The 22241-nt window shown below is 72.2% G+C and carries 10 protein-coding genes; all 10 read left to right on the forward strand.

Translation table 11 applies throughout. The features are described from left to right. Window positions 1-194 precede the first annotated feature (194 nt). Window positions 195-6221 (forward strand): Ig-like domain-containing protein, encoded by a 6027-nt coding sequence (locus ACH47X_RS22625; RefSeq protein ID WP_397407149.1) that lies wholly within the window; start codon window positions 195-197, stop codon window positions 6219-6221. A 104-nt stretch (window positions 6222-6325) separates the two neighbouring features. After that, window positions 6326-7300, forward strand: coding sequence for an AAA family ATPase (locus tag ACH47X_RS22630; protein WP_036964541.1), 975 nt, complete (start codon window positions 6326-6328; stop codon window positions 7298-7300). Beyond that, on the forward strand, window positions 7297-8628 hold the full coding sequence (locus ACH47X_RS22635) for a DUF58 domain-containing protein (RefSeq protein ID WP_397407151.1): 1332 nt from the start codon (window positions 7297-7299) through the stop codon (window positions 8626-8628). The genes ACH47X_RS22630 and ACH47X_RS22635 overlap by 4 nt, the downstream gene beginning before the upstream one ends. After that, window positions 8625-11084 (forward strand): DUF3488 and transglutaminase-like domain-containing protein, encoded by a 2460-nt coding sequence (locus ACH47X_RS22640; RefSeq protein WP_397407153.1) that lies wholly within the window; start codon window positions 8625-8627, stop codon window positions 11082-11084. Before ACH47X_RS22635 ends, ACH47X_RS22640 begins: the two co-directional genes overlap by 4 nt. Next, window positions 11084-12772: an RDD family protein gene (locus ACH47X_RS22645; protein ID WP_397407155.1), complete on the forward strand. Its 1689-nt coding sequence runs from the start codon at window positions 11084-11086 to the stop codon at window positions 12770-12772. The genes ACH47X_RS22640 and ACH47X_RS22645 overlap by 1 nt, the downstream gene beginning before the upstream one ends. Continuing rightward, the gene (locus ACH47X_RS22650) at window positions 12769-13608 is read left to right on the forward strand and encodes a PP2C family protein-serine/threonine phosphatase (protein WP_036964544.1); all 840 of its coding nucleotides are present in this window, start codon (window positions 12769-12771) and stop codon (window positions 13606-13608) included. The genes ACH47X_RS22645 and ACH47X_RS22650 overlap by 4 nt, the downstream gene beginning before the upstream one ends. A gap of 1 nt (window position 13609) precedes the next feature. Beyond that, window positions 13610-15298, forward strand: a complete 1689-nt coding sequence (locus tag ACH47X_RS22655; RefSeq protein WP_397407157.1) for an FHA domain-containing protein — start codon at window positions 13610-13612, stop codon at window positions 15296-15298. Between the two features lie 46 nt (window positions 15299-15344). After that, window positions 15345-16976 (forward strand): serine/threonine-protein kinase, encoded by a 1632-nt coding sequence (locus ACH47X_RS22660; RefSeq protein ID WP_397407158.1) that lies wholly within the window; start codon window positions 15345-15347, stop codon window positions 16974-16976. 48 nt (window positions 16977-17024) lie between these two features. Next, a complete protein-coding gene (locus ACH47X_RS22665) occupies window positions 17025-17723 on the forward strand; it encodes a hypothetical protein (protein ID WP_020016060.1) in 699 nt (232 codons plus the stop codon). A gap of 1 nt (window position 17724) precedes the next feature. Further along, the gene (locus ACH47X_RS22670) at window positions 17725-22200 is read left to right on the forward strand and encodes an FtsK/SpoIIIE domain-containing protein (protein ID WP_397407160.1); all 4476 of its coding nucleotides are present in this window, start codon (window positions 17725-17727) and stop codon (window positions 22198-22200) included. The last annotated feature ends 41 nt before the right edge of the window (window positions 22201-22241 follow it).

Raw genomic sequence — 22241 nt, forward strand, 5'->3', positions numbered from 1 at the left:
CTTCGACACGGTTGCGACACACCGGCCGCTTACCAGACAGACTCCTACAATCTGGACGGGCGGCATGGGTAGTCCTGCCCACTGAAATTCCACGACGATTCACCCTTGCCCCCGGTAGTGTGCTCCCGTTGCGCCTGTGTGTGCCGTCCGGGCGGGCAAATTTTCGGTGGCGTGACTGTTGAAGAGGAGGACGCATGAGCTTGGTCTCGCGCGTGTACGAGAACCGCAGATCGGCAGCATCGGTCGGTGTGGTGACTCTCTTCGGCGCGGGCCTCCTGGGCTTTGCGCTCCTGTACGACGGCGAGGCGACGGCGGACGTCCAGCTGAACGACTCGGGCGTCTGGGTGACCCAGACGGCGTCCGGCAAGGTCGGTCGGTTCAACTACGAGGCCAAGGCCCTCGACGGCACCCTGCTCGCCAACTCGGCGAGCTTCGACGTGGAGCAGGACGCGCAGCGCGTGCTCCTGGACAGCGTGGGCGACTCGTCCGCGAGCCCCATCGAGCCGGCGCAGCTCACCCTGCGCGGCACCATGAAGTTCTCCGCGGGCGCGCAGGTCGGTGCCGGCGGCGCCACCACGGCCGTGTACGACGAGGAGTCCGGCAAGGCCTGGGTGCTCCCGTTCGACGGCGCGGTCGCGTTCGACGAGAAGAAGCTCAAGCCGACGCTCAAGGTGGGCAAGGGCGGGACGCTCGCGGTCGGCAAGGACGGCACGGTGTTCCTCGCGGTCCCGGCGGACGGCAAGCTGTACACGGTCCCGACCGGCGCGCAGGGCACCGCCCAGGACGCCGACGAGTCGTCGCTGCCCATGAGCGCCGACGCCAAGATCCAGGTCACGGCCGTGGGCGACAAGCCCGTGGTGCTGAACCAGTCGACGGGCAACGTCGTACTGCCGGGCGGCGACTCGGTCGAGATCGAGGACGCGTCGCAGGGCATGCTCCAGCAGCCGTCCGACAAGGCCGACAACGTGGTGCTCGCCACCCCCAGCGGTCTGGTCTCCCAGCCGCTGGGCGGCGGTGACGCGACCACCCGCTCGGCGGAGGGCACGCCGTCCGCGCCGGTCCAGCTGAGCGGCTGCGTGTACGGCGCCTGGACCTCGGGCCAGGTCATCCGCGACTGCGAGGGCTCCGACAACGACGTGGACGAGCGGCTCGAGGGCATCGACGCCAGCACGAGCCTCGCCTACCGCGTGAACCGCAACGTCATCGTCCTGAACGACGTCGCGAACGGTTCCCTGTGGATGGCCGCCGACAAGTTCGAGAAGGTCGACGACTGGGACCTCAAGATGCCCGAGGACGCCGAGGGCGAGAAGACCGAGTCGGAGCAGACCACGCCCGAGCAGGTCGACCAGTTCGTGGCGCAGCGGGACAAGGCCAACCGGCCGCCCGTCGCCAAGGACGACAACTTCGGCGTGCGACCGGGCCGCACCACCGTGCTGAACGTGCTGGGCAACGACGTGGACAAGGACGGCGACGTGATGGTCGCCGCGGTCAAGGGCGAGGCCGAGGGCGACATCAAGGTCAACCGGGTGCTCGACGGCGCGGCCCTGCAGGCCGACGTGCCGGCGGACGCGGCCGGCACCACCACGTTCACCTACGAGGTCAACGACGGCCGCGGCGGCACCGACCAGGCGTCCGTGGACGTCCGGGTGGTGCCGCTCGAGGAGAACAACCCGCCCGTCCAGTCGGGTGAGCCCGTGCTGCGGGTCGGTCAGGACAGCATGGGCACCATCAAGGTGCTGCCCTACTTCAAGGACCCCGACGGTGACGACATGTTCCTGTCGAACGCGAGCACGGCCGACCCGCTGGACGAGGTGCGGTTCCGGCCGGACGGCACCATCGAGTTCCGCGACGGCGGCACCACGACGGGCCGCAAGATCGTCGACATCACGGTCTCCGACGCGCTGGGGCTGCCGTTCCAGGGCCGGCTGCTCGTCGACGTGATCGCGACCAACGTGCCGCCGGTCGCCGTGCAGGACCACGTGACGGTACTGGCCGGCGAGCCCGCCACCGTGCGGCCCATGCAGAACGACTTCGACCCCAACGGCGACAAGCTGCGCCTGACGGCGGTCGGCGAGAAGGCGGGCCTGGAGATCACGCCGAACTACGGCGCGGGCACCTTCCGCGTCGTGAGCGACTCCCCGGGCTCGTACGACCTGACCTACCAGATCACCGACGGCCCCGAGCCGACCATGGGCCTGGTGCGCGTCGACGTCGTCGAGCCGCCGGACGAGGCCGGGCCGCCCATCGCGGTCTCCGACCAGGTGCTGCTGCCGACCGGCGGCTCGGCGCTGGTGGACGTGCTGGCGAACGACACCGACCCCGCGGGCGGCGTGCTCGTGGTCCAGGGCGTGGACGTCCCGGACGACGCCCCGGTGAAGGTCGCGGTGCTGAACCACCAGATCCTGAAGGTCTCCGAGGTCAAGCGGCTCGACGAGCCCGTGACCATCACCTACACCGTCGCGAACGGCGCGGGTACCACCACGGGCCAGGTGCGCGTGGTGCCGATCCCGGCGCCGGCCCAGCTGCGCCCGCCGGAGGCAGGCCCGGACGAGGCCACCGTGCACGTGGGCGACGTGGTGACCATCCCGGTGCTGAAGAACGACACGCACCCGGACGGCCTGGAGCTGACCCTGACGGACGAGCTGCAGGAGTCGCCGCCGGCCGAGGCCGGCGAGGCCTTCGTCTCCGAGGACACGGTGCGGTTCCGCGCCGGCCAGGAGGCGGGGACGTACCACGCGGTCTACGAGGTGATGGACTCCAACGGGCAGAAGGACTCGGCCCAGGTCACCATCGTCGTCAAGGACGACCCGGAGAACGCGGCGCCCCAGCTGCCCGACATCACGGCCCGGGTGCTCGCCGAGGGAACCGTTCGGATCCCGCTGAACCTCGACGGCACCGACCCGGACGGCGACTACGTCACGCTGAGCGCCATCTCCGGCGCCCCGACGCAGGGCACCGCAACGATCGTGGACGGGTTCATCGACTACAAGGCGGCCGAGGACGGCACCGGCCTGGACACCTTCACCTACCAGGTCACGGACACCCGTGGCGCGGTGGGCGAGGGCCTGGTCCGCGTGGGCATCACGCCCAAGCCGGCGACCAACCAGCCGCCGCAGGCCGCGGACGACGAGACGACGGTGCGGCCCGGCCGCACGGTCGCGGTCCGCGCGCTGGAGAACGACACCGACCCCGACGGCGACGAGATCGGCCTGGTGGAGAGCGGTTTCGAGGGCACCGGGGACATGGACCCCAAGGTGGTCAAGGACGACGTGGTCGTCACCGCGCCGGACGACGAGGGGTCCTACTCCTTCTACTACGGCATCCAGGACACCTTCAAGGCCAAGGCCAGCGGCGCCATCTCGGTGAACGTGGACCAGAACGCGCCGCTGCTGCGGCCGATCGCCCACGACGACGTCATCACCTCGGACGACGTCGAGGGTTCCTCGACCGTGACCGTCGACGTGAAGGCCAACGACATCGACCCCGACGGCGTGGCCGCCGACCTCGAGCTGAGCATCGACCCCGACCTGGAGGGCGTGCGGATCACCGACGAGGGCCTGCTCGAGGTGCAGCTCACCGAGTCCGCCCAGGTGATCACCTACACCGTGACCGACATGGACGGCCTGGAGGCCAAGGCCTTCGTGCGCGTGCCGGGTGACCAGTCCCGGCCGCACATCAAGCCGGGCCTGGAGCCGCTCAAGGCCACCTCCGGTGAGCCGCTGACGATCGATCTCGCCGAGTACGTGGTGGTGCGCGACGGCACCGAGCCGCGCATCACCGAGGAGAAGACGGTCAAGGCCCTGGAGGGCAAGGCCGTCGTCGAGGACGAGGACACGCTCGTCTACACCTCGGCCGAGGACTACGCCGGTGCGGCGTCGGTCAGCTTCGAGGTGACCGACGGCGACGGGCCGGACGACCCCGAGGGCCTGACGGCGGTGCTGACCCTGCCGATCGACGTGACGCCGTCCAAGAACATGCCGCCCAAGATCACGGGCCGGCCCGTGCTGGAGGTCGCGGCCGGCGAGGAGAGCTCGGTCGACCTCTCCCGGTACGTGAAGGACCCCGACAAGGACCCGCTGACCTTCACGGTCAAGGGCGTCGAGGGGATCTCGCCGTCGGTCTCGGGCGACACGGTCTCCGCCGAGGTCGACCCGTCCGTCTCGAAGGGCACCGCGCAGGAGCTGGCGATGACGGTCTCGGACGGCAAGAACCCCGCCGTCGACACCGTGCTGACGGTCAAGGTCGTGGCGTCGACCCGGCCGCTGGTGCAGACCACGCAGGACGTCGTGCTCGACGCCCACCAGGGTGAGTCGACGACCATCCCCGTCCTGGCCAACGACACCAACCCGTTCCCGGGCGAGGAGCTGAAGCTGACGGGCGTGCCGGTGGTCGAGACCGGTACGGGCACCCCCGAGTACCGGGGCGACCAGCTCGTGGTGACCCCGGACGCGGACTTCACCGGCGCCATGCTGGTGCGCTACCGCGTGCAGGACGCCACCGGCGACCCCGACCGCGAGGTCGACGGCATCGCCAAGCTGACGGTCCTCGGCAAGCCGGAGCCGCCCCGGGCGCCACGCGTCGAGGAGGTGCGCTCGGAGACGGTCGTGCTGAGCTGGGACCAGCCCAACAACAACGGTGCGGACATCACCGGCTACACGCTGCGGACGCAGAACGGTCAGGAGCACGCCTGCAACACGACCACCTGCACGTTCGACGGGCTGAAGAACAACGTGAAGTACACGTTCACCGTCACCGCGACCAACGAGGTGGGCGAGTCCGACCCGTCGCCGGCCTCCAAGGAGGCCCGCCCGGACGAGAAGCCGGACCAGCCCGCCCCGCCGACCCTCGTGTTCGGTGACAAGAGCCTCGAGGTGTCCTGGAAGAACAAGGCGTACACGGACCGGTCCCCGATCGAGTGCGTGAACCTGGAGATCAGCCCAGCCCCGGCCGACGGCGTGATCCAGAAGACCTGTGTCCAGGGCGGCAACACCACGTGGACCGGGCTGGAGAACGGTACGGCCTACACGGTGCGCGTCCAGGCCAAGAACGCGGCCCCGGACCCGTCCGACTGGTCCGAGCCGTCCGCGCCGGAGACGCCGGCCGCGCCCCCGGCCCAGCCGGCGGCGCCCAACGCCAGCCGGGTGGACACCGCCGTCGGCGGGCAGATCAACGTCTCGTGGACGGCCCCGGCCAACAACGGTGACGCGGTCAAGACGTACTACCTGGACGTCTACAAGGACGGCTCGAAGGTGAAGACCATCACCACCTCGGCCACCTCGCAGACCGTGCAGGACCTGAGCACCAGCTCGAGCTACACGTTCACCGTCCAGGCCGAGAACAAGGCCGGCAAGTCGCCGGTCAGCGGCCAGTCCAACGCGGTGGAGCCGTTCGGCACGCCGGACGTCCCGGGTAAGCCGAACGCTGCACTCGGGTCCAACACGAGCGGACAGGCGAACGTGAGCTGGGGTGCGATCGGGGACTTCCGCGGCAGCGGTCCCCGGTACGAGGTGCAGGCCAACGGCGCCAACGGCCAGAACGCCGGGAACGCGACGTCGCACACCTACTCGCCCCTGAACAACGGGACCTCGTACACGTTCCAGGTGCGCGCCTGCAACGCGAACGCCTGCTCGGGCTGGTCCGCGGCGTCGAACGCCGTGACGCCGTACGGCCCGGTGCCGACGCCGACGATCAGCGCCAACGGCGGCGACCAGAAGGTCACCTTCACCTGGGACGGCCGGGCCACGAACGGCCGGCCGATCCGCTCGGTCGTGGTCTCGGGTGCGTTCAACAGCACCGCGACGAACGGCACCCAGTCGGTGTCGGCGGGCTACAGCACGACGAAGCGGGCCTGTGTCGAGGTCACGGACACCGAGGGGCAGAAGGCGAGCAAGTGCGCCGAAGCGACCTCGGACAAGGCCCCGGACCCGCGGGCCTGGGTGACCAAGGGCTCGGGCGTGAGCAACGGTGACTGCACGCACTCCTCGTGCGCGTACTTCGTCGTCAACTGGCAGGACTTCCCCGGCGGCAACCACAGCGTGGAGTGCTACTCGGGCAGCAACCCCGACGAGTCGGGCTGGCACAACATCCTGACGCCCGACCGCTCCTACAGCATGAGCTTCTCGGGCAACGGCAGCCGCCAGCTCAGCTGCTTCTACGGGTACCCGGGGACGCAGGTGGCCGTCCGCATCGACGGCAAGCTCTACGAACCCAGGACCTGGTAGAACCATCCCTGCCCGGCCGCCGCGCACGCGGTGGCCGGGCACGCCATGATCGACACAGATTTCACCCGACGAACGAGCAGTAACGAGCAGTAGGGATAGACGAGATGACCACGATGACCCCTGAGCAGGCGGCCTGGTTCGCCCAGACCTTCGACCGGCTCGTCGGCAACGTCGGCCAGGCGGTCCTGGGCAAGGCGCCGGTGGTGCGCATGGCGCTCACGTGCATGCTCGCCGAGGGCCACCTGCTGCTGGAGGACGCCCCCGGGACCGGCAAGACCATGCTCGCCCGCTCGATCGCGGCGTCGGTGCAGGGCACGCACAACCGCATCCAGTTCACGCCGGACCTGCTGCCCTCCGACGTCACGGGTGTGACGATCTACGACCAGAAGACCGGGAAGTTCGACTTCCACCCGGGCCCGATCTTCGCCTCGATCGTGCTGGCCGACGAGATCAACCGTGCCTCGCCGAAGACCCAGTCCGCGCTGCTGGAGGTCATGGAGGAGGGCCGGGTCACCGTCGACGGCGTCGCCCACGAGACCGGCCGCCCGTTCATGGTGCTCGCGACCCAGAACCCGATCGAGCAGGCCGGCACCTACCGGCTGCCCGAGGCCCAGCTCGACCGCTTCCTGATGAAGACGTCGGTGGGCTACCCGGACCACGCCTCCACGGTGGAGATCCTGTCGGGCGCCTCGGTGAAGGACCGCAGCAAGACGCTGCAGCCCATCATCACCACCAAGGCCGTCACCGAGATGGCTGACCTCGCCTCGACCGTGCACACCGACACCGCGGTGCTGGAGTACGTGTCCCGCCTCGCCGAGGAGACCCGCAACGCGCACGAGGTGCGCGTCGGCGTCTCGGTCCGTGGTGCGCTGGCCCTGGTGCGCTGCGCCAAGGTGTGGGCCGCCGCGCACGGCCGCAACTACGTGCTGCCCGACGACATCAAGGAGCTGGCCCAGCCGGTCTGGGCCCACCGCTTCGTGCTGGACCCGGAGGCCGAGTTCGCGGGCGCCCGCCCTGACGTCGTGCTGGCCCGGATCATGGCCGACGTCGCCGCGCCGCAGGAGCGGGCCTCGGCATGACGACCACGGGCATGGCGTCCGGTACCGGGTACGGGAAACGTCAGGAGAAGCCGACCGGCCTCGCCGGCGTCGTCGCCGCGGGCCGTGCGCAGGCGCAGCGCGGCCGGCGCGGCTGGGTGACCTTCGCCGCCGGCGCCCGCACGCGGGCGGCGGCGGCCGGTCGTACGCTCGCGCCGGTCCGCCGCACGTTCAGCACGTTCGGCATCGCGGTGACCCTCGTGGCGGCCGGTGCCTGGATCGCCGCGCTGACGCTCGGCTGGCTCGAGCTGCTGGTGGCCGCGATCGTGCTCACCGTGACGCTGCTGTGCGCCATCGTGTTCGTGCTCGGCCGGTTCAAGTACGACGTCGTGCTCGACCTGGCGCAGGCGCGCGTGACCGTCGGCGACCGCGCCGTGGGGCGCCTCGACGTGCGCAACGCGTCGAGCCGCCCGCTGCTGCCGTCGGTGATGGAGCTCCCCGTCGGCACCGGCACCGCGGCGTTCCCCGTGCCCCGGCTCAAGGGCGGCGGCACACACGAGGAGATCTTCACGATCCCGACCCGGCGCCGCAGCGTGATCACGGTCGGTCCGGTCAAGTCCGTGCGCGCCGACCCCCTGGGCCTGCTGCGCCGCGAGATGACGTGGACGAACGAGCAGGAGGTCTTCGTGCACCCGCGCGTCAAGAACCTCACGGGCTCCTCCACGGGCTTCCTCAAGGACCTCGAGGGCCGGATCACCAACGACATCACGAACGCCGACGTGAACTTCCACGCCCTGCGCGACTACGTGCCCGGCGACGACCGCCGGCACATCCACTGGAAGACGACGGCCCGCACCGGCCAGATCATGGTGCGGCAGTTCGAGGAGACCCGGCGCTCGCACCTCGCGGTGCTGCTGTCCACGCGCGCCGAGGACTACGCGAACGAGGAGGAGTTCGAGCTCGCCGTCAGCGTGTGCGGCTCCCTGGGCCTGCAGGCCATCAAGGAGGACCGCGGCGTGACGGTGCTCGTCAACGAGGCCACGCTGCACGGTGACCACCGCACCCGCCTGCTGGACGACCTCTCCCGGATCGAGATGGTGTCCCGCAAGTCCAAGCTGGTGGACCTCGCCCGCGCCGCGAGCATGGCCGCCGCCGACTTCTCGGTGATCTCCTTCATCGTCGGCAGCATGGTCACGCCCACCGAGCTGCGTGCGGCGTCGGCCCGCGTGCCCGCCGGCGTGCAGGTCATGGCCATCCAGTGCGTGCCGGGGGCCTCCCTCGGCCGGCACTCCATCGCGGAGCTGGGCGTGCTCACCCTGGGCCGCCTCGGCGACCTGCCCCTTGCGCTGAAGAAGATGAGCGACGCATGAGCGACGAGAACACCCGCGGCAACCTCCCGAGGGGAGGGGCCGCGCAGGGCAACCAGCCGCCCTACGGCACCGGCACCGGGTACCGGACCGGCACCGGCCGGGGCACCACCCGCCGCAGGGAGGCCGAGCAGCCGCGCGCGCTGACCAGGTTCGCCCTGGTCGACGTCGCGGCCCTCGTCGTGATGCTCGGGGCCGTCGCCGTCGGCTTCGGCCCGGTGTGGGGCTCGCTCGGCTACCTGCTGCCCACGGTCGGCGGCGCCGTCGTCGGCCTGGTCGTGGCCTGGGTAGGCGCCTGGCGCCGCTTCCCGGCCGTCGTCGTGACCGCACTCGCCGTGCTGGCCTACGTCCTGTTCGGCGGCGCGCTGGCCCTGCCGCACACGACCATCGCCGGGGTGGTGCCCACGCTGGACACGGTGCGCGAGCTGCTGCTCGGCTCCGTGCAGGGCTGGAAGCAGTTCATCACCACCACGCCCCCCATGCGGTCGTTCCCCGACCTCGGGGTGGTCCCGTTCCTGCTCATGCTGATCGTGTCCCTGGTCGCGGGCACCATCGCCTGGCGCGCGAAGCACGCCGTCTGGGCCGTGGTGCCGATCATCGTCGCCCTCGTCGGCGTGATCCTGCTCGGCACCGTCGACCCCGCCATGCCGATCGTCCAGGGTCTCGTGATCGCCATCGCCGCGCTCCTGTGGGGCGCCGTGCGCGTCATGGAGGCGCGTGTCGGCACCCACTCGATCTCCACGGAGGCCAGCCGCGAGGCCACGCGCCGCCTGCGCTGGCACCGGGTCCGCACGGGCGCCACGATCCTGGGCGTCGCCGCGCTGGCCGCCGGCTTCACCGCGCCGATGATCATGCCGGACCAGCCCCGCACGGTGCTCCGCGAGGAGATCGTCCCGCCCTTCGACATCCACCAGTACACCAGCCCCCTGGTCGCGTTCCGGCACTACGCCAAGGACGCCCGCGAGGACGAGCTGTTCACGGTGAGCGACCTGCCCGAGGGCGGCCGCGTGCGGCTCGCGACCCTCGACCGCTACGACGGCGTGGTCTACGACGCGGCCGGCGACGGCGGCGACACCGGCGTGTACACGCGCGTCGGCGAGGAGATCGCGACGGGCTCGGACGTCACGCCGACGCCGATCGACATCACCGTCTCGGGCTACAGCGGCGTCTGGGTCCCGGAGATCGGCAAGCTCACCGGCATCGAGTGGAGCGGCGCGAACGCCGAGGCGCAGACGGACGGCACCTATTACAACCGGGATACGCTCACCGCGCTGACCACCGCGGGCATCAAGAAGGGCGACAAGTACCGCCTGAACGTGGTGATGCCCGAGACGCCGGACGAGGACATCCTCAAGAAGGCCGAGATCAGCGACGCGGACCTGCCGGAGACCGAGCCGACCGCGATGCCCGCGGGCCTGCCCGCCAAGGCGGCGCAGTTCACGGGCGAGGAGACGGACCCCGCGACCAAGCTGTTCTACATCCGGGACGCCCTGCAGGCGTCTGGCGTGCTGTCCAGCGGGCTCGACGGCGAGGTGCCGTCGCGTCCGGGCCACTCGGCGGAGCGGATCGACACGCTCGTCGAGGAGGAGAAGATGGTGGGTGACGACGAGCAGTTCGCCGTCGCGCTCGCTCTCATGGCACGGCAGGCCGGCATCCCGGCCCGCGTGGTCATGGGCTTCTACCCCGACAAGGACAGCGACTACCAGGAGGGTGAGCCCTGGACGGTGCGCGGCGAGGACGTGCACGCCTGGATCGAGGTGCCCTACAAGGAGTACGGCTGGGTGCCGATCGACGCCGTCCCGGACGAGAAGCCGCAGATCCAGCCGGAGCCCAAGAGCGAGCAGGTGCCCAAGCCGCCGGTGCTCCAGGACCCGGAGCCGCCGGAGGAGCCGGACAAGGCGAAGGCCGGCAGCGTCGAGGACGACAACAAGGACGACGCCGAGAACGACCCCTTCGACTGGGGTCTGCTCGGTCTGATCCTGCTCGCGGTCGGTATCCCGCTGCTCGTCATCGCGGGCCCGATCATCGCGATCCTGGCCTACAAGGCCCGGCGCCGTACGGCCCGCCGCACCGCGGAGCAGCCCGCCGACCGGATCAGCGGCGGCTGGCACGAGGTGGTCGACGTCGTCACCGACCTCGGCACGACCGTCCCGCCGGGCGCGACCCGACGCGAGGGTGCCGGCGTGATCGCCGGTGCGCACCAGGTCCCCTCGACCCTCACGCTCGCCCACCGGGCGGACGCGTCGGTCTTCGGGCGCGGTGAGCCGACCCAGGCGGACGTCGATTCGTTCTGGGCCGAGGTGGACGAGCTGGTGGGCGGGCTACGCTCCAACCTGAGTACGCGACGGAGGGTGCGCGCGGCGTTGTCGCTGCGGTCCGTCTGGGCGCGTGTGGGCGGTGGTCGCGGAGTCCTCGCGGCACTCGGGGGACTCGGGTCCCGGCGGAAGAAGGAGAGCTGATGACGGACGTGGTCTGCGCTGGTTGCGGGTCGACCCAGCGAGCGGGTGCGCCGTTCTGCGCCGCGTGCGGCCGGGAGTTCCCGCGCACGGGGCGGCCGGTCGCGGAGGCGGCCCCGGTGCCGCAGGGACAGGTGCAGGCGGCGGCCGCGGCCGCCGCCGCCCGGAACGGCTCGGGCTCGGTGCCGCTGGTGGAGAGCCGGCCGCCGATCACCACCGAGGTGGAGGTGTACACGGCGACGCAGATCCCCAAGGCGGGGTCCGTGCCGCCGCCACTGGTGGCGCCCTACGCGGGTGTCGGCAAGCGGTTCGTGGCCTGGCTCATCGACGGCGCCATCGCCGGCGTGCTCCTGGGGATCGTGGCGGCCATCGGCATCTCGCTGATCGACATCCCGTCGGGCCTCGTGGTCGTGTCGCAGGAGCAGGCGGCCGAGATCGCCGCCCAGGTGATGCGGGTCTACCTCCTCGGTGGCCTCGTCGCGTTCCTGTTCCAGCTGTCCATGTGGATCTGGGAGTCGCGGACCGGCCGCACCATCGGCAACTCGGCGATGGGGCTGCGCACGGTGTCGGCCGAGGACCGCGGGCCCATCGGGTTCGTCCGCGAGCTGCTGCGCGTGCTCGTGCTCGCCGCCGGCTCCGTGGTGTTCGTCGTCGGCCAGATCGTGGTGCTGCTCAGCCCGCTCTGGGACAAGGGCGGCAAGATGCAGGGCTGGCAGGACAAGGCGGCCCGCTCGGTCGTCATCGACATCCGCGCCCCCCAGGTCCCGGGCACGGGGCTCACCCCGGTGGCGGCCGGCCCGCGAGCCCCGGGCAAGCCCGCGATGCGACCCACCAGTCCGGCCGCGCCCGCCCAGGGGCAGTACGGCTCGCCACAGCTGCCCCCGCTGTCTCCCGCGGGCCAGCAGCCCCCGGCGCAGCCGGCCGTCGCGGCGCCCGACCCGTGGGCGTTCCCGCAGGCGCCCGCCCAGGGCGCCCCGGTCGCGGGCGGTGACAGCCTGATCACCGGCATCCCGGGCAGCGCGCCCAGCGCGCCGCCCGCGCAGCCGGTCCAGCAGCAGCCCTCTCAGCAGCAGCCGTACCAGCAGCCCGCGCAGCAGCAGCCGGTCCAGCCGGTTCAGCAGCAGCCGACGCAGCAGCCCGGCTCGGCCTGGCCGACCAAGACCTGGCCCGCGGGCCAGGAGCCCGGTGCGCCCGCGCAGCCGGCCCCGGCCCAGCTGGCGCCGGTCCAGCCCGCACCCGTCCAGCCCGCACCCGTCCAGCCGACGCCGGCCCAGCCGACCCTGCCGCCGCAGTCCGACGAGTTCTCGGACGCCACGCGGATGCAGGCGCCGATCCTCGAGCCCGCCGCCACCGTGACGGTGGCGATCGAGCTCGAGTCGGGCGAGCGCCGTGTCATCGACGGCCCCGCGCTGGTGGGCCGCAACCCGCAGGCGTCCGGGGGCACGGGGTACATCCTCGTGCGCGTGGACGACCCGACCCGGTCGGTGTCCAAGAACCACGCCGAGCTCGGCGTGGACTCCGCGGGGCTGTGGTTGACGGACCGTGGGTCCACGAACGGCACGGTCGTCTCGGCGCCGGGCCGCTCGCCGCAGGTCGCGGAGCCGGGCGCGCGCGTCCGGGTGCCGGTCGGCTCGACCATCCACGTCGGGGACCGCCGTCTGGTCGTGCACGCCGACGAGTCCAGGGCATGACCCAGCAGGAGCAGGGGCTGACGACGATCTGGGGTGCGGCCTCGCACCAGGGTCGTCGTCGGTCCCTCAACGAGGACGGATACCTGGCCACCGGCCGGGTGTTCTTCGTGGCCGACGGCATGGGTGGCCACGAGGCGGGTGAGGTGGCCAGCGCGGAGGCGCTGGCCGCGCTCAGCGGTCTCGCCGACATCGAGAAGGTCGAGCCGGCCCTGGTGGAGGCGTTCCTCGAGATCGCCCAGCAGCGGGTCCGTGCCATCGAGACGGACTCGGGCAACGCGCCCGGCACCACCCTGACGGGCGTGCTGGTCGACGAGCGCGAGGACGTGCCGTACTGGCTGTTCGTGAACGTCGGCGACTCGCGCACCTACATCCTGTCGGGCGGTCTGCTCACACAGGTGAGCGTGGACCACTCCGAGGTGCAGGAGCTCGTGGACGCGGGCACCATCACGATGGAACAGGCCCGCATCCACCCGCGGCGGAACGTCATCACGCGCGCCCTCGGCGCCCAGGACGACGTCCGCGCCGACTTCCGGTACATCCCGGTCACGCTGCACGACCGCGTGCTGGTCTGCTCCGACGGCCTCACCGGCGAGCTGACCGACGAGCAGATCACGACGATCCTGCTGGAGCAGCCGGACCCGGAGCGAGCCGCCGGGCACCTGGTCAACGCCGCGATCCAGGCCGGTGGCCGGGACAACATCACGGTGGTCGTGGTCGACGTGACCGGCGTGGACCACGAGACCTTAGGCTCGTCGACAGCGCCACGGGCGGGGGCGGAGATGGACGAGGACACCCTGCCGCGAGAAGAGCACGAAGCAAGAACCCAGGGGGTCTGACATGACGGTGCACTACAGCGAGGGTTCCGCGCGGGTGGTGGTCCGCAACAACACGGTGGTCGTGCTGCCCGGGCCCGCACCCGCCGGCGTCGTCGACGCGCTCTGGACGGCGCTCGACCGGCCGGACGGCGGGGTCGCCGCGACCCTCGGTGTGCTGGCCGCCGGCGGTCTGGCGGAGACGCCCCCGTTCGCGGTGGTCTCGCTCTCCGGAGGCGAGCCGGCGACGGCGGCGCACGTCGCCGTGCGCGGCACCGGTGTCAAGGTCGTGGTGAGCGCCGAGGGCGCCGGCGGTCCGGTCGAGGTGACCGGCGCCGGCGTCGTCACGTGGTCGGAGCGCGTCGTCGACGGCCCGACGTCGTTCGCCGTCACCACCGACGAGGCGCCCGACGACGAGGAGTACCCGGTGCAGGCCGCGGTGGTCCGGGCGAGCGCCCTGCGCCGCACGCTGGTCGAGGTCGCCCCGGCGGCCGAGGTCCTGGCGTCCCCGGTCGAGGTCCCGGCCGCGAAGTCCGAGCCGGCCCCCGCGCCCGTGCGCGGCGTGCCGATCTTCGGCTTCGGTGGCCAGCCGTCCGGCGAGACCATCGTGCCCGGCGCGCTCGACGTGCCCCTGCTCGGCGGTGAGCCCGACGCGAAGCCGGAGCCGGCCGCCACGCCCGGGCCGGACGCGAAGCCGGAAGCCGACGCCGTCCCCGAGCCCGCCCCGCTGCTGGGCCTGGGCACCGTGAGCGCCCCCGAGGCGCCGCGCACCGAGGTCGACGAGGCCACGCAGTTCGGCGCCGACGACGACTACGGCCACCTCTTCGGCGACACCGTGATGCGCCGGGTCGAGGACGCCGCGGTGCGGCAGGGCGAGGACGACGACGAGGCGGAGGAGGAAGCGGCTGCGGAGCCGGCGCCCGCCCCGCTGCCCGTGCCGTCGCCGCCGCCCGTGCCGGAGCCGCCGCTGCAGCCGGAGCAGGCCGGCGACTCCCTGATCTCCGGGATCCCGGGTGGCTGGACCCCGCCGAGCACGCTGAGCCCGGCGGAGCCGCCCCCGGGCGTGACCCCGGGCGCCGCGCAGCGGGCCGCCTCCGTCGGGGACTCCCCGGCCGACGACGTGCCCCTGGACGACCACGACGGCCAGACCATGATGTCGTCCGACATCGCCGCGCTCCGCAAGGCCGCGGGCGCCGTCGTGCCCAAGTTCTCGGCGGGGATCCTGCCGGGCGGGCCGCAGATCCTGGGCCTGCTGTGCCCCGACGGGCACCCCAACCCGCCCACGCACGACCGCTGCCGCACCTGCGGCGCCGAGCTCGGCGGCGACGCCGAGCAGGTGCCGCGCCCGTCGCTCGGGCAGATGCTCGTCACCGGCGGTGTGCAGCCCGGAATCGGGGGCCCGCAGGTGGTCGAGCTGGACCGCCCGGTCATCGTGGGCCGGCGTCCGCGCACCAGCAACGCGTCGGCGGACCGCACCCCGCGCCTGGTCACCGTGGCCAGCCCGGACCAGGACATCTCGCGGTCGCACGTCGAGATCACCCTCGAGGAGTGGCACGTGCTGGTCGCGGACCTCGCGACCACCAACGGGACCACCCTCCTGCGCCCGGGGCAGCAGCCCCGGCGGCTGCACCCGAACGAGAAGGTGATCGTGGTCGAGGGCGACGTCGTGGACCTGGGCGACGGGGCGACCCTGACCTTCGAGGGCATCTGGTGAGGGCCTCGACCGACGAGTACCCCACCATCGAAGAAGAAGGAGTGTTGTGAGCAGCAAGCGTGCGCCTTCCGCGCCGCCCCAGATCGCCGGGTTCGAGTACAAGAAGCTGATCGGTTCCGGCGGCTTCTCGGACGTGTTCCTCTACGAGCAGCAGCGACCCAAGCGGCTCGTCGCCGTCAAGGTGCTGCTCAAGGAGCACGCGAGCGACGCCCAGCGGGTCGCGTTCGACTCCGAGGCCGACCTGATGGCGGTTCTCGGCAACCACCCCTCGATCGTGACCATGTACGAGGCGAGCGTCGCCGACGACGGCCGCCCGTACCTGGCCATGGAGTACTGCTCGCGCCCCAACCTGGGCGCGCGGTACCGGTCCGAGCGCTTCTCGCTGGCCGAGGCGCTGCGCACCACGATCCAGATCGCCGGCGCGGTCGAGACCGCCCACCGGCTCGGCATCCTGCACCGTGACCTCAAGCCCGCCAACATCCTGGTGACGCAGTTCGGGCACCCGGCGCTCACCGACTTCGGCATCTCGTCGACGGTCGACCAGGCCTCCGCCGCGGAGGGCATGTCCATCCCGTGGTCCCCGCCGGAGTCGTTCGGCGACCCGCCCGTGGCGGGCAAGACGACGGACGTCTGGGCGCTGGCCGCCACCTGCTACACGCTGCTGGCCGGCCGCACCCCGTTCGAGGTGCCGGGCGGCTCCAACACGTCCGCCGACCTGGTCGCGCGGATCGAGCAGGCGCCGCTGCCGCCCATCGGGCGCAACGACGTGCCGCCGTCGCTGGAGCAGGTGCTCCGCATCGCGATGGCCAAGCACCCCTCCTCGCGGTACCCGTCGGTACTGGCGTTCGCCCGAGCCCTCCAGCAGGTCCAGGTGGGCCTGGCTCGCGACATGACCCCCATCGACCTCCTCGACGAGACCGGTGCGGTCGCGGAGGAGGAAGAGGACGACGACGGTACGCGGCTGAAGAACGTGACGGCGATCGACCCGGGGCAGCGGCCTGCTCCGGCGCAGTCGTCGGCCGTGGGCGGGACGTCGTCGGTCGGCTTCGCGCCCGCCACGCAGGGCACCCAGGGCACGTCCGGCTGGGCGCCCCAGGGCGGCACCGCGCCGGGCCGGTCGACGACCGTGCCCGCGGTCGACCTGCCGGTGGCCGCCGTCGGGTGGAACGCCCCGGCCGTCGAGGAGACCGTGCACCGGACGCGCGGGCCCGAGGCCCCCGCGGAGGAGCCGCTGGCGGTCGAGCCCGAGAAGTCGTCCCCGTGGAGCACCGTCGCGCTGATCGCCGGCGCCGTCGTGCTGGTGGCCGTCCTCGTCGTCGGCTGGATCGCGCTGAAGCCGGGCGCCGGGGAGCCCGAGGCGGAGCAGACCACGACCGTGGCCGGCGACCCGCCGCCCGCGCCCGGCGTCGGGTACGTGCCCCCGGTCCGTGACCTGGTGGGCAAGGCGGAGGGCAAGAACGCCGTCTTCACCTGGGAGCCGCCGAAATCCAGTGAGGAGGGCGACGAGTACGGGTACCGTGTGCTCTCGGCCACCGAGGAGAGCCGCTACGAGCCCGCCGTCGGCACCACCGTGACCGTGACCCGGCTCGAGGGCGAGCGGACGTGCCTCGAGGTCGTCGTGGTGCGTGCGGGCAAGCCGTCGGCGCAGCCGGAGCAGGCGTGCGTCGAGCTGGACTGACGTGCTCCGGCCGAGCGGCCGGCTGACAGGGACAGGGGAGAGGACGACGTGGGCGATCTCGCGCTGGAGTTCTGTGGCGAGTGGTTCGATCCTGCGCAGGCAGCGGACGGGTTCGACGTGGGCCGCGAGGGCGACCTCGCGATCGATGACAACCCCTACCTGCACCGTCGCTTCCTGCGCCTGACGCAGGAGGACGGGATCTGGTGGCTCTCGAACGTGGGCTCCCTGATCTCCGCGACGGTGTGCGACGCCGGCGGCGGGGTGCAGTCGTGGCTCCCGCCCGGCCACCGCCTGCCCATCGTCTTCCCCACCACCTCGATCGTCTTCACCGCCGGGCCCACCACCTACGAGCTGACGGCTCAGCTCACGGACGCCCCGTACCACGAGGTCCGGTCCGAGGACCCTGACACCGGCGCCACCACCATCGGCGCCATCAGCTTCACCACCAGCCAGAAGCAGCTCATCGTGGTGCTCGCCGAGCCCATGCTGCGCCGCGAGGGCACCGGCCTGAGCGAGATCCCGTCCAGCGCGGACGCGGCTCGCCGGCTGGGCTGGGCCACCACCCGGTTCAACCGCAAGCTCGACAACGTCTGCGAGAAGCTCGACCGCATCGGCGTCAAGGGGCTGCGCGGCGGCCCCGGGGTGCTCGCCACGAACCGGCGTGCCCGGCTCGTCGAGTACGCGGTCGCCTCCCGCCTGGTGACCCCCGCAGACCTTCCACTTCTCGACCTGAAGGACGACGCCTGACGTGCGTATCAAGCTGACGCTGAACAGACCCGACGAGTCCGGCGTGAACGTCGCGGTCACCGCCGACGCCACCGCGACGGTGCGCGACGTGGCCGAGGCCCTCTTCTCGGGCGACCCCACCCGCAACGGCGCCCCGGCGCCCGAGAACCTGTCCCTGCAGGTGGTCGGCGACGGGTCGACGAGCTTCACCAGCGGCCGCGTGCTGACCCCCACCAGCGACCTGGTCCAGGCGGGCCTGCGCTCCGGGTCCGTGGTCTCGATCGTGCGGGTCTCCGACCAGTTCGTGAACCCGGGGCAGGACCGCGGCACCGCCGTCGCGCAGCTGCGCGTCCTGGACGGGCCCGACGCCGGGCGCGACTTCCCGCTGCCGGTCGGCACCTCCTACATCGGCCGTGACCGGGGCATGGACATCCGCCTCCAGGACGGCCAGGTCTCCAAGCGGCACGCCCGCGTCGTCGTGGGCGAGTCCATCGAGCTGCACGACCTCGCCTCGGCCAACGGCCTCGTCATGGGCGGCAAGCGGATGACGCGCGCCGTGCTGACGTCGTCCGACACCGTGACGCTCGGCGAGACCACGTTGTCGGTGGTGGCGCTGCACCGGTCGACGAACATCGCGCCGACCAGCCCGGTCGTCGAGTTCAACCGGTCGCCGCGCGTGGTCACCCGGTTCGGCGAGATCAAGATCAAGGCACCCAAGCCGCCCAAGCCCCCGCAGCCGCAGCGTCTGCCATGGCTGATGATGCTCGCGCCGATGGCGATGGGCGCCGTCATGTACTCGGTCACCCGCAACCCGATCTCGCTGATCTTCATGTTCATGAGCCCGGTGATGATGTTCGGGATGTGGATGGACCGGAAGATCTTCGGCAAGAAGCAGTTCAAGGAGGCGTCCGAGCAGTTCGAGCAGGCCGTCGTCGCGACGTCGGAGCGGATCGACCGCACGCACGCCGTCGAGCGGGCCGTCCGGCTCGCGGAGCTGCCCTCCCTCGCGGAGTCCCTCGACGCCGTACGCCGGCTCGGCGGGCTCATGTGGACCCACCGCCCCGAGCACCGGGGCTTCCTCTCAGTGCGGTTCGGTCTGGGCTCGGGCCCCGCCCGCACCCTGTTCGACGAGCCGCGCGAGAACGACGCGATCCCCGAGCACTGGCAGCGGGTGCTGGACCTGCAGGAGCAGTGCCTCACCATCCACGACGTGCCCATGGGCGCCGGGTTCCGGCACGGCGGCAACGTCGGCATCGCCGGCCCGAGCGGTGTGGTCGAGCCGGTGGGCCGTTCCGTGCTCCTGCAGCTCGTCGCCCTCCACTCGCCGGCCGAGCTCGTCGTCACCGCGCTCACCTCCGCGCGCTCGCGGGCCGACTGGGAGTGGCTCGAGTGGCTGCCCCACACGGGCTCGCCGCACAGCCCGCTCGGCGCGTCGGACCACCTGGCCGACGACCCGGCGGCCGGCATCTCCCTGCTCACCCGGCTCGAGGAGCTCGTCGAGGCCCGGGGCGTCAGCCTCGACGGCAACGCGGCCCTCGTGGGCGAGCTCGACGCCGAGAAGACCCGCAAGGACCCGCCGCCCCCGCCCGTGCTGCCGTCCGTCGTCGTCCTCGTCGAGGACGACGCCCCGGTCGAGCGGGCCCGGCTCGTCCGGCTGGTCGAGCACGGCGCCGCCGCCGGCGTCCACGTGGTCTGGATCGCGCCCACGGTCGAGCAGCTCCCCGCGGCCTGCCGCACCTTCGTGCTCCTGGACCCGAACTCCACCGACAACGGCGCCATGACGGGCGAGGTGCACTACGGCCAGCTCGCCTACCCGGTGCGCTGCGACGTCGCCGACCTCGGCACCGCGCGCGAGGTGGCCCGCATCCTGTCGCCGGTGATCGACATCGGTGCGCCCACCGACGACGAGTCGGACCTGCCGCGGGCGGTCTCCTACCTGTCGCTGGCCGGCACCGAGCTCGGCAAGGACTCGAACGGCGTGATCGAGCGGTGGCGGGAGAACCTGTCCCTCACCCCGCGTGACGGCTCGCCGCCGGTCCGGCGCAAGACGCCGACCAACCTGCGCGCGCTCGTCGGGCACGACGGCGTGGAGCCGTTCCACCTGGACCTGCGCACCCAGGGCCCGCACGCCCTCGTGGGCGGTACGACCGGTGCCGGCAAGTCGGAGTTCCTGCAGTCCTGGGTGCTCGGCATGGCGGCCGCGCACAGCCCCGACCGCGTGACGTTCCTGTTCGTGGACTACAAGGGTGGCGCCGCGTTCGCCGACTGCGTCAACCTGCCGCACACCGTCGGCCTGGTGACGGACCTGTCGCCGCACCTCGTGCGGCGGGCGCTGTCCTCGCTGCGCGCGGAGCTGCACTACCGCGAGCACCTGCTGAACCGGAAGAAGGCCAAGGACCTGGCGTCCCTGGAGCGCACGGGCGACCCCGAGGCGCCGCCGAGCCTGATCATCGTGGTCGACGAGTTCGCGGCCCTGGTCGGCGAGGTCCCGGAGTTCGTGGACGGCGTCGTCGACGTCGCCCAGCGTGGCCGCTCGCTCGGCCTGCACCTGATCCTCGCGACGCAGCGTCCCGCCGGTGTCATCAAGGACAACCTGCGCGCCAACACGAACCTGCGCATCGCGCTGCGCATGGCTGACGAGCACGACTCCAAGGACGTGCTCGGCGACGAGATGGCGGCGCACTTCTCGCCGTCGATCCCGGGCCGCGGCGCCGCGAAGACCGGCCCCGGCCGGCTCACCACGTTCCAGACCGGCTACGCCGGTGGCTGGACCACGGACGAGCCGGAACGCTCCTCGCTGGACATCGAGGAGATGGACTTCGGCACCGGCCGCCGCTGGGAGCTGCCCGCGCCCGAGGTGATCGAGGACCGCGACCCCGGCCCCAACGACATCGCGCGCGTGGTCAGCACGATCCGCCGCGCGGCGAACGACGCGGGCGTCCCGACCCCGCGCAAGCCGTGGCTGCCGGAGCTGGCGCCCACGTACGACCTGGCGCTGCTGCCCAACCGGCGCACCGACTCCCAGCTCGTGCTCGGCGTGCTGGACAATCCGCCGGCCCAGGCCCAGCCGACCGTGCACTACGAGCCGGACAGCGACGGCAACCTCGCCATCTACGGCACCGGCGGCACCGGCAAGAGCACCACGATGCGCACCATCGCGGTCTCCGCGGGCCTGACGCACCGCGGTGGCCCCGTACAGGTCTACGGCATCGACTGCGGCTCCGGCGGTCTGTCGATGCTGGAGAACCTGCCGCACGTGGGCGCGATCATCGCGGGCGACGACGAGGAGCGCGTGGGCCGCCTCCTGCGCCGCCTGCGCGACACGCTGGACCAGCGGGCCGACCGCTACGCCGCCGTGCGCGCCTCGACCATCGAGGAGTACCGCCGCCTGGCGAACAAGCCCGACGAGCCACGCATCATCGTGCTCGTCGACGGCATCGGCGCGTTCCGCGACGCCTACGAGAACATCACGGCCCGCGGCTTCTCGATCTTCGGTACGTTCACGCAGCTCGCGACCGACGGCCGCCCCGTCGGCATCCACCTCGTCATGAGCGGCGACCGCGCCGTCTCCGTGCCGCCGTCGCTGGCCTCCACGGTCCAGAAGCGGATCGTGCACCGCATGGCGAAGGAGGACGACTACGTGATGCTGAACGTCCCGAAGGACGTCCTGACCCCGGCGTCCGCGCCGGGGCGGGCCATCATGTACGGCCAGGAGGCGCAGATCGCCGTGCTCGGTGGCGACTCCAACGGCGCGGTGCAGTCGCGCGAGCTCGCGCGACTGGAGCAGACCATGCGCTCGGTCGGCGGGGTGCCGCAGGCGCCCGGCGTCGAGCGGCTGCCCGAGTCGTTCACGCTGGAGCAGCTGCCCCAGCGCTCGGCGGAGCTGGCCACGATCGGTCTGCGGGACCTGGACATCGCCCCGATCGGCCTGCCGATGCGTGGCCCGCTCATGCTGGCGGGCCCGCCCGGATCGGGCCGCACGACGGCGTTCGTGACGCTGGCGACCGCCCTGCGCAGGGCCGGCGGCACCCGCCTGGTGTACCTGTCCTCGCGCCGGTCCAGCCTGTCCGCGCTGGACCTCTGGGACATGACGGCACCGAGCCCCGAGGAGATCGTGGAGATGCTCAAGGAGCTCACCACGGTCCTCGAGAGCGATCGGGCGACCCCCGGTACGCTCACCGTGATGATCGAGAACTACACCGAGCTCACGGGCACGCCCGCGGAGAAGCCGATGGAGGCCTTCGTCAAGCTCGCGTCCCGCAAGGACCAGCTCGTCATCGGTGAGTCGGAGTCGTCCACCTGGAGCAAGGCGTTCACGCTCGCGGGTCCGTTCAAGTCCGGCCGCAACGGCCTGCTCCTGACCCCGGGGGACTCGGACGGCGAGACGCTCATGAACACCCCGCTCGGCCGCATCCGCCGCAAGGACTTCCCGCCGGGGCGCGGGTTCCTCGTCACGGCGGGCCGGGCAACCAAGATCCACGTCGCCCTCCCGGGGTGACGGGGCATGGGGAGTCCTCCCCATTCCACCGCGTCACGGGC

This window comes from Promicromonospora kroppenstedtii (assembly GCF_044389675.1).
In the GTDB taxonomy this organism is placed as follows: domain Bacteria; phylum Actinomycetota; class Actinomycetes; order Actinomycetales; family Cellulomonadaceae; genus Promicromonospora; species Promicromonospora kroppenstedtii.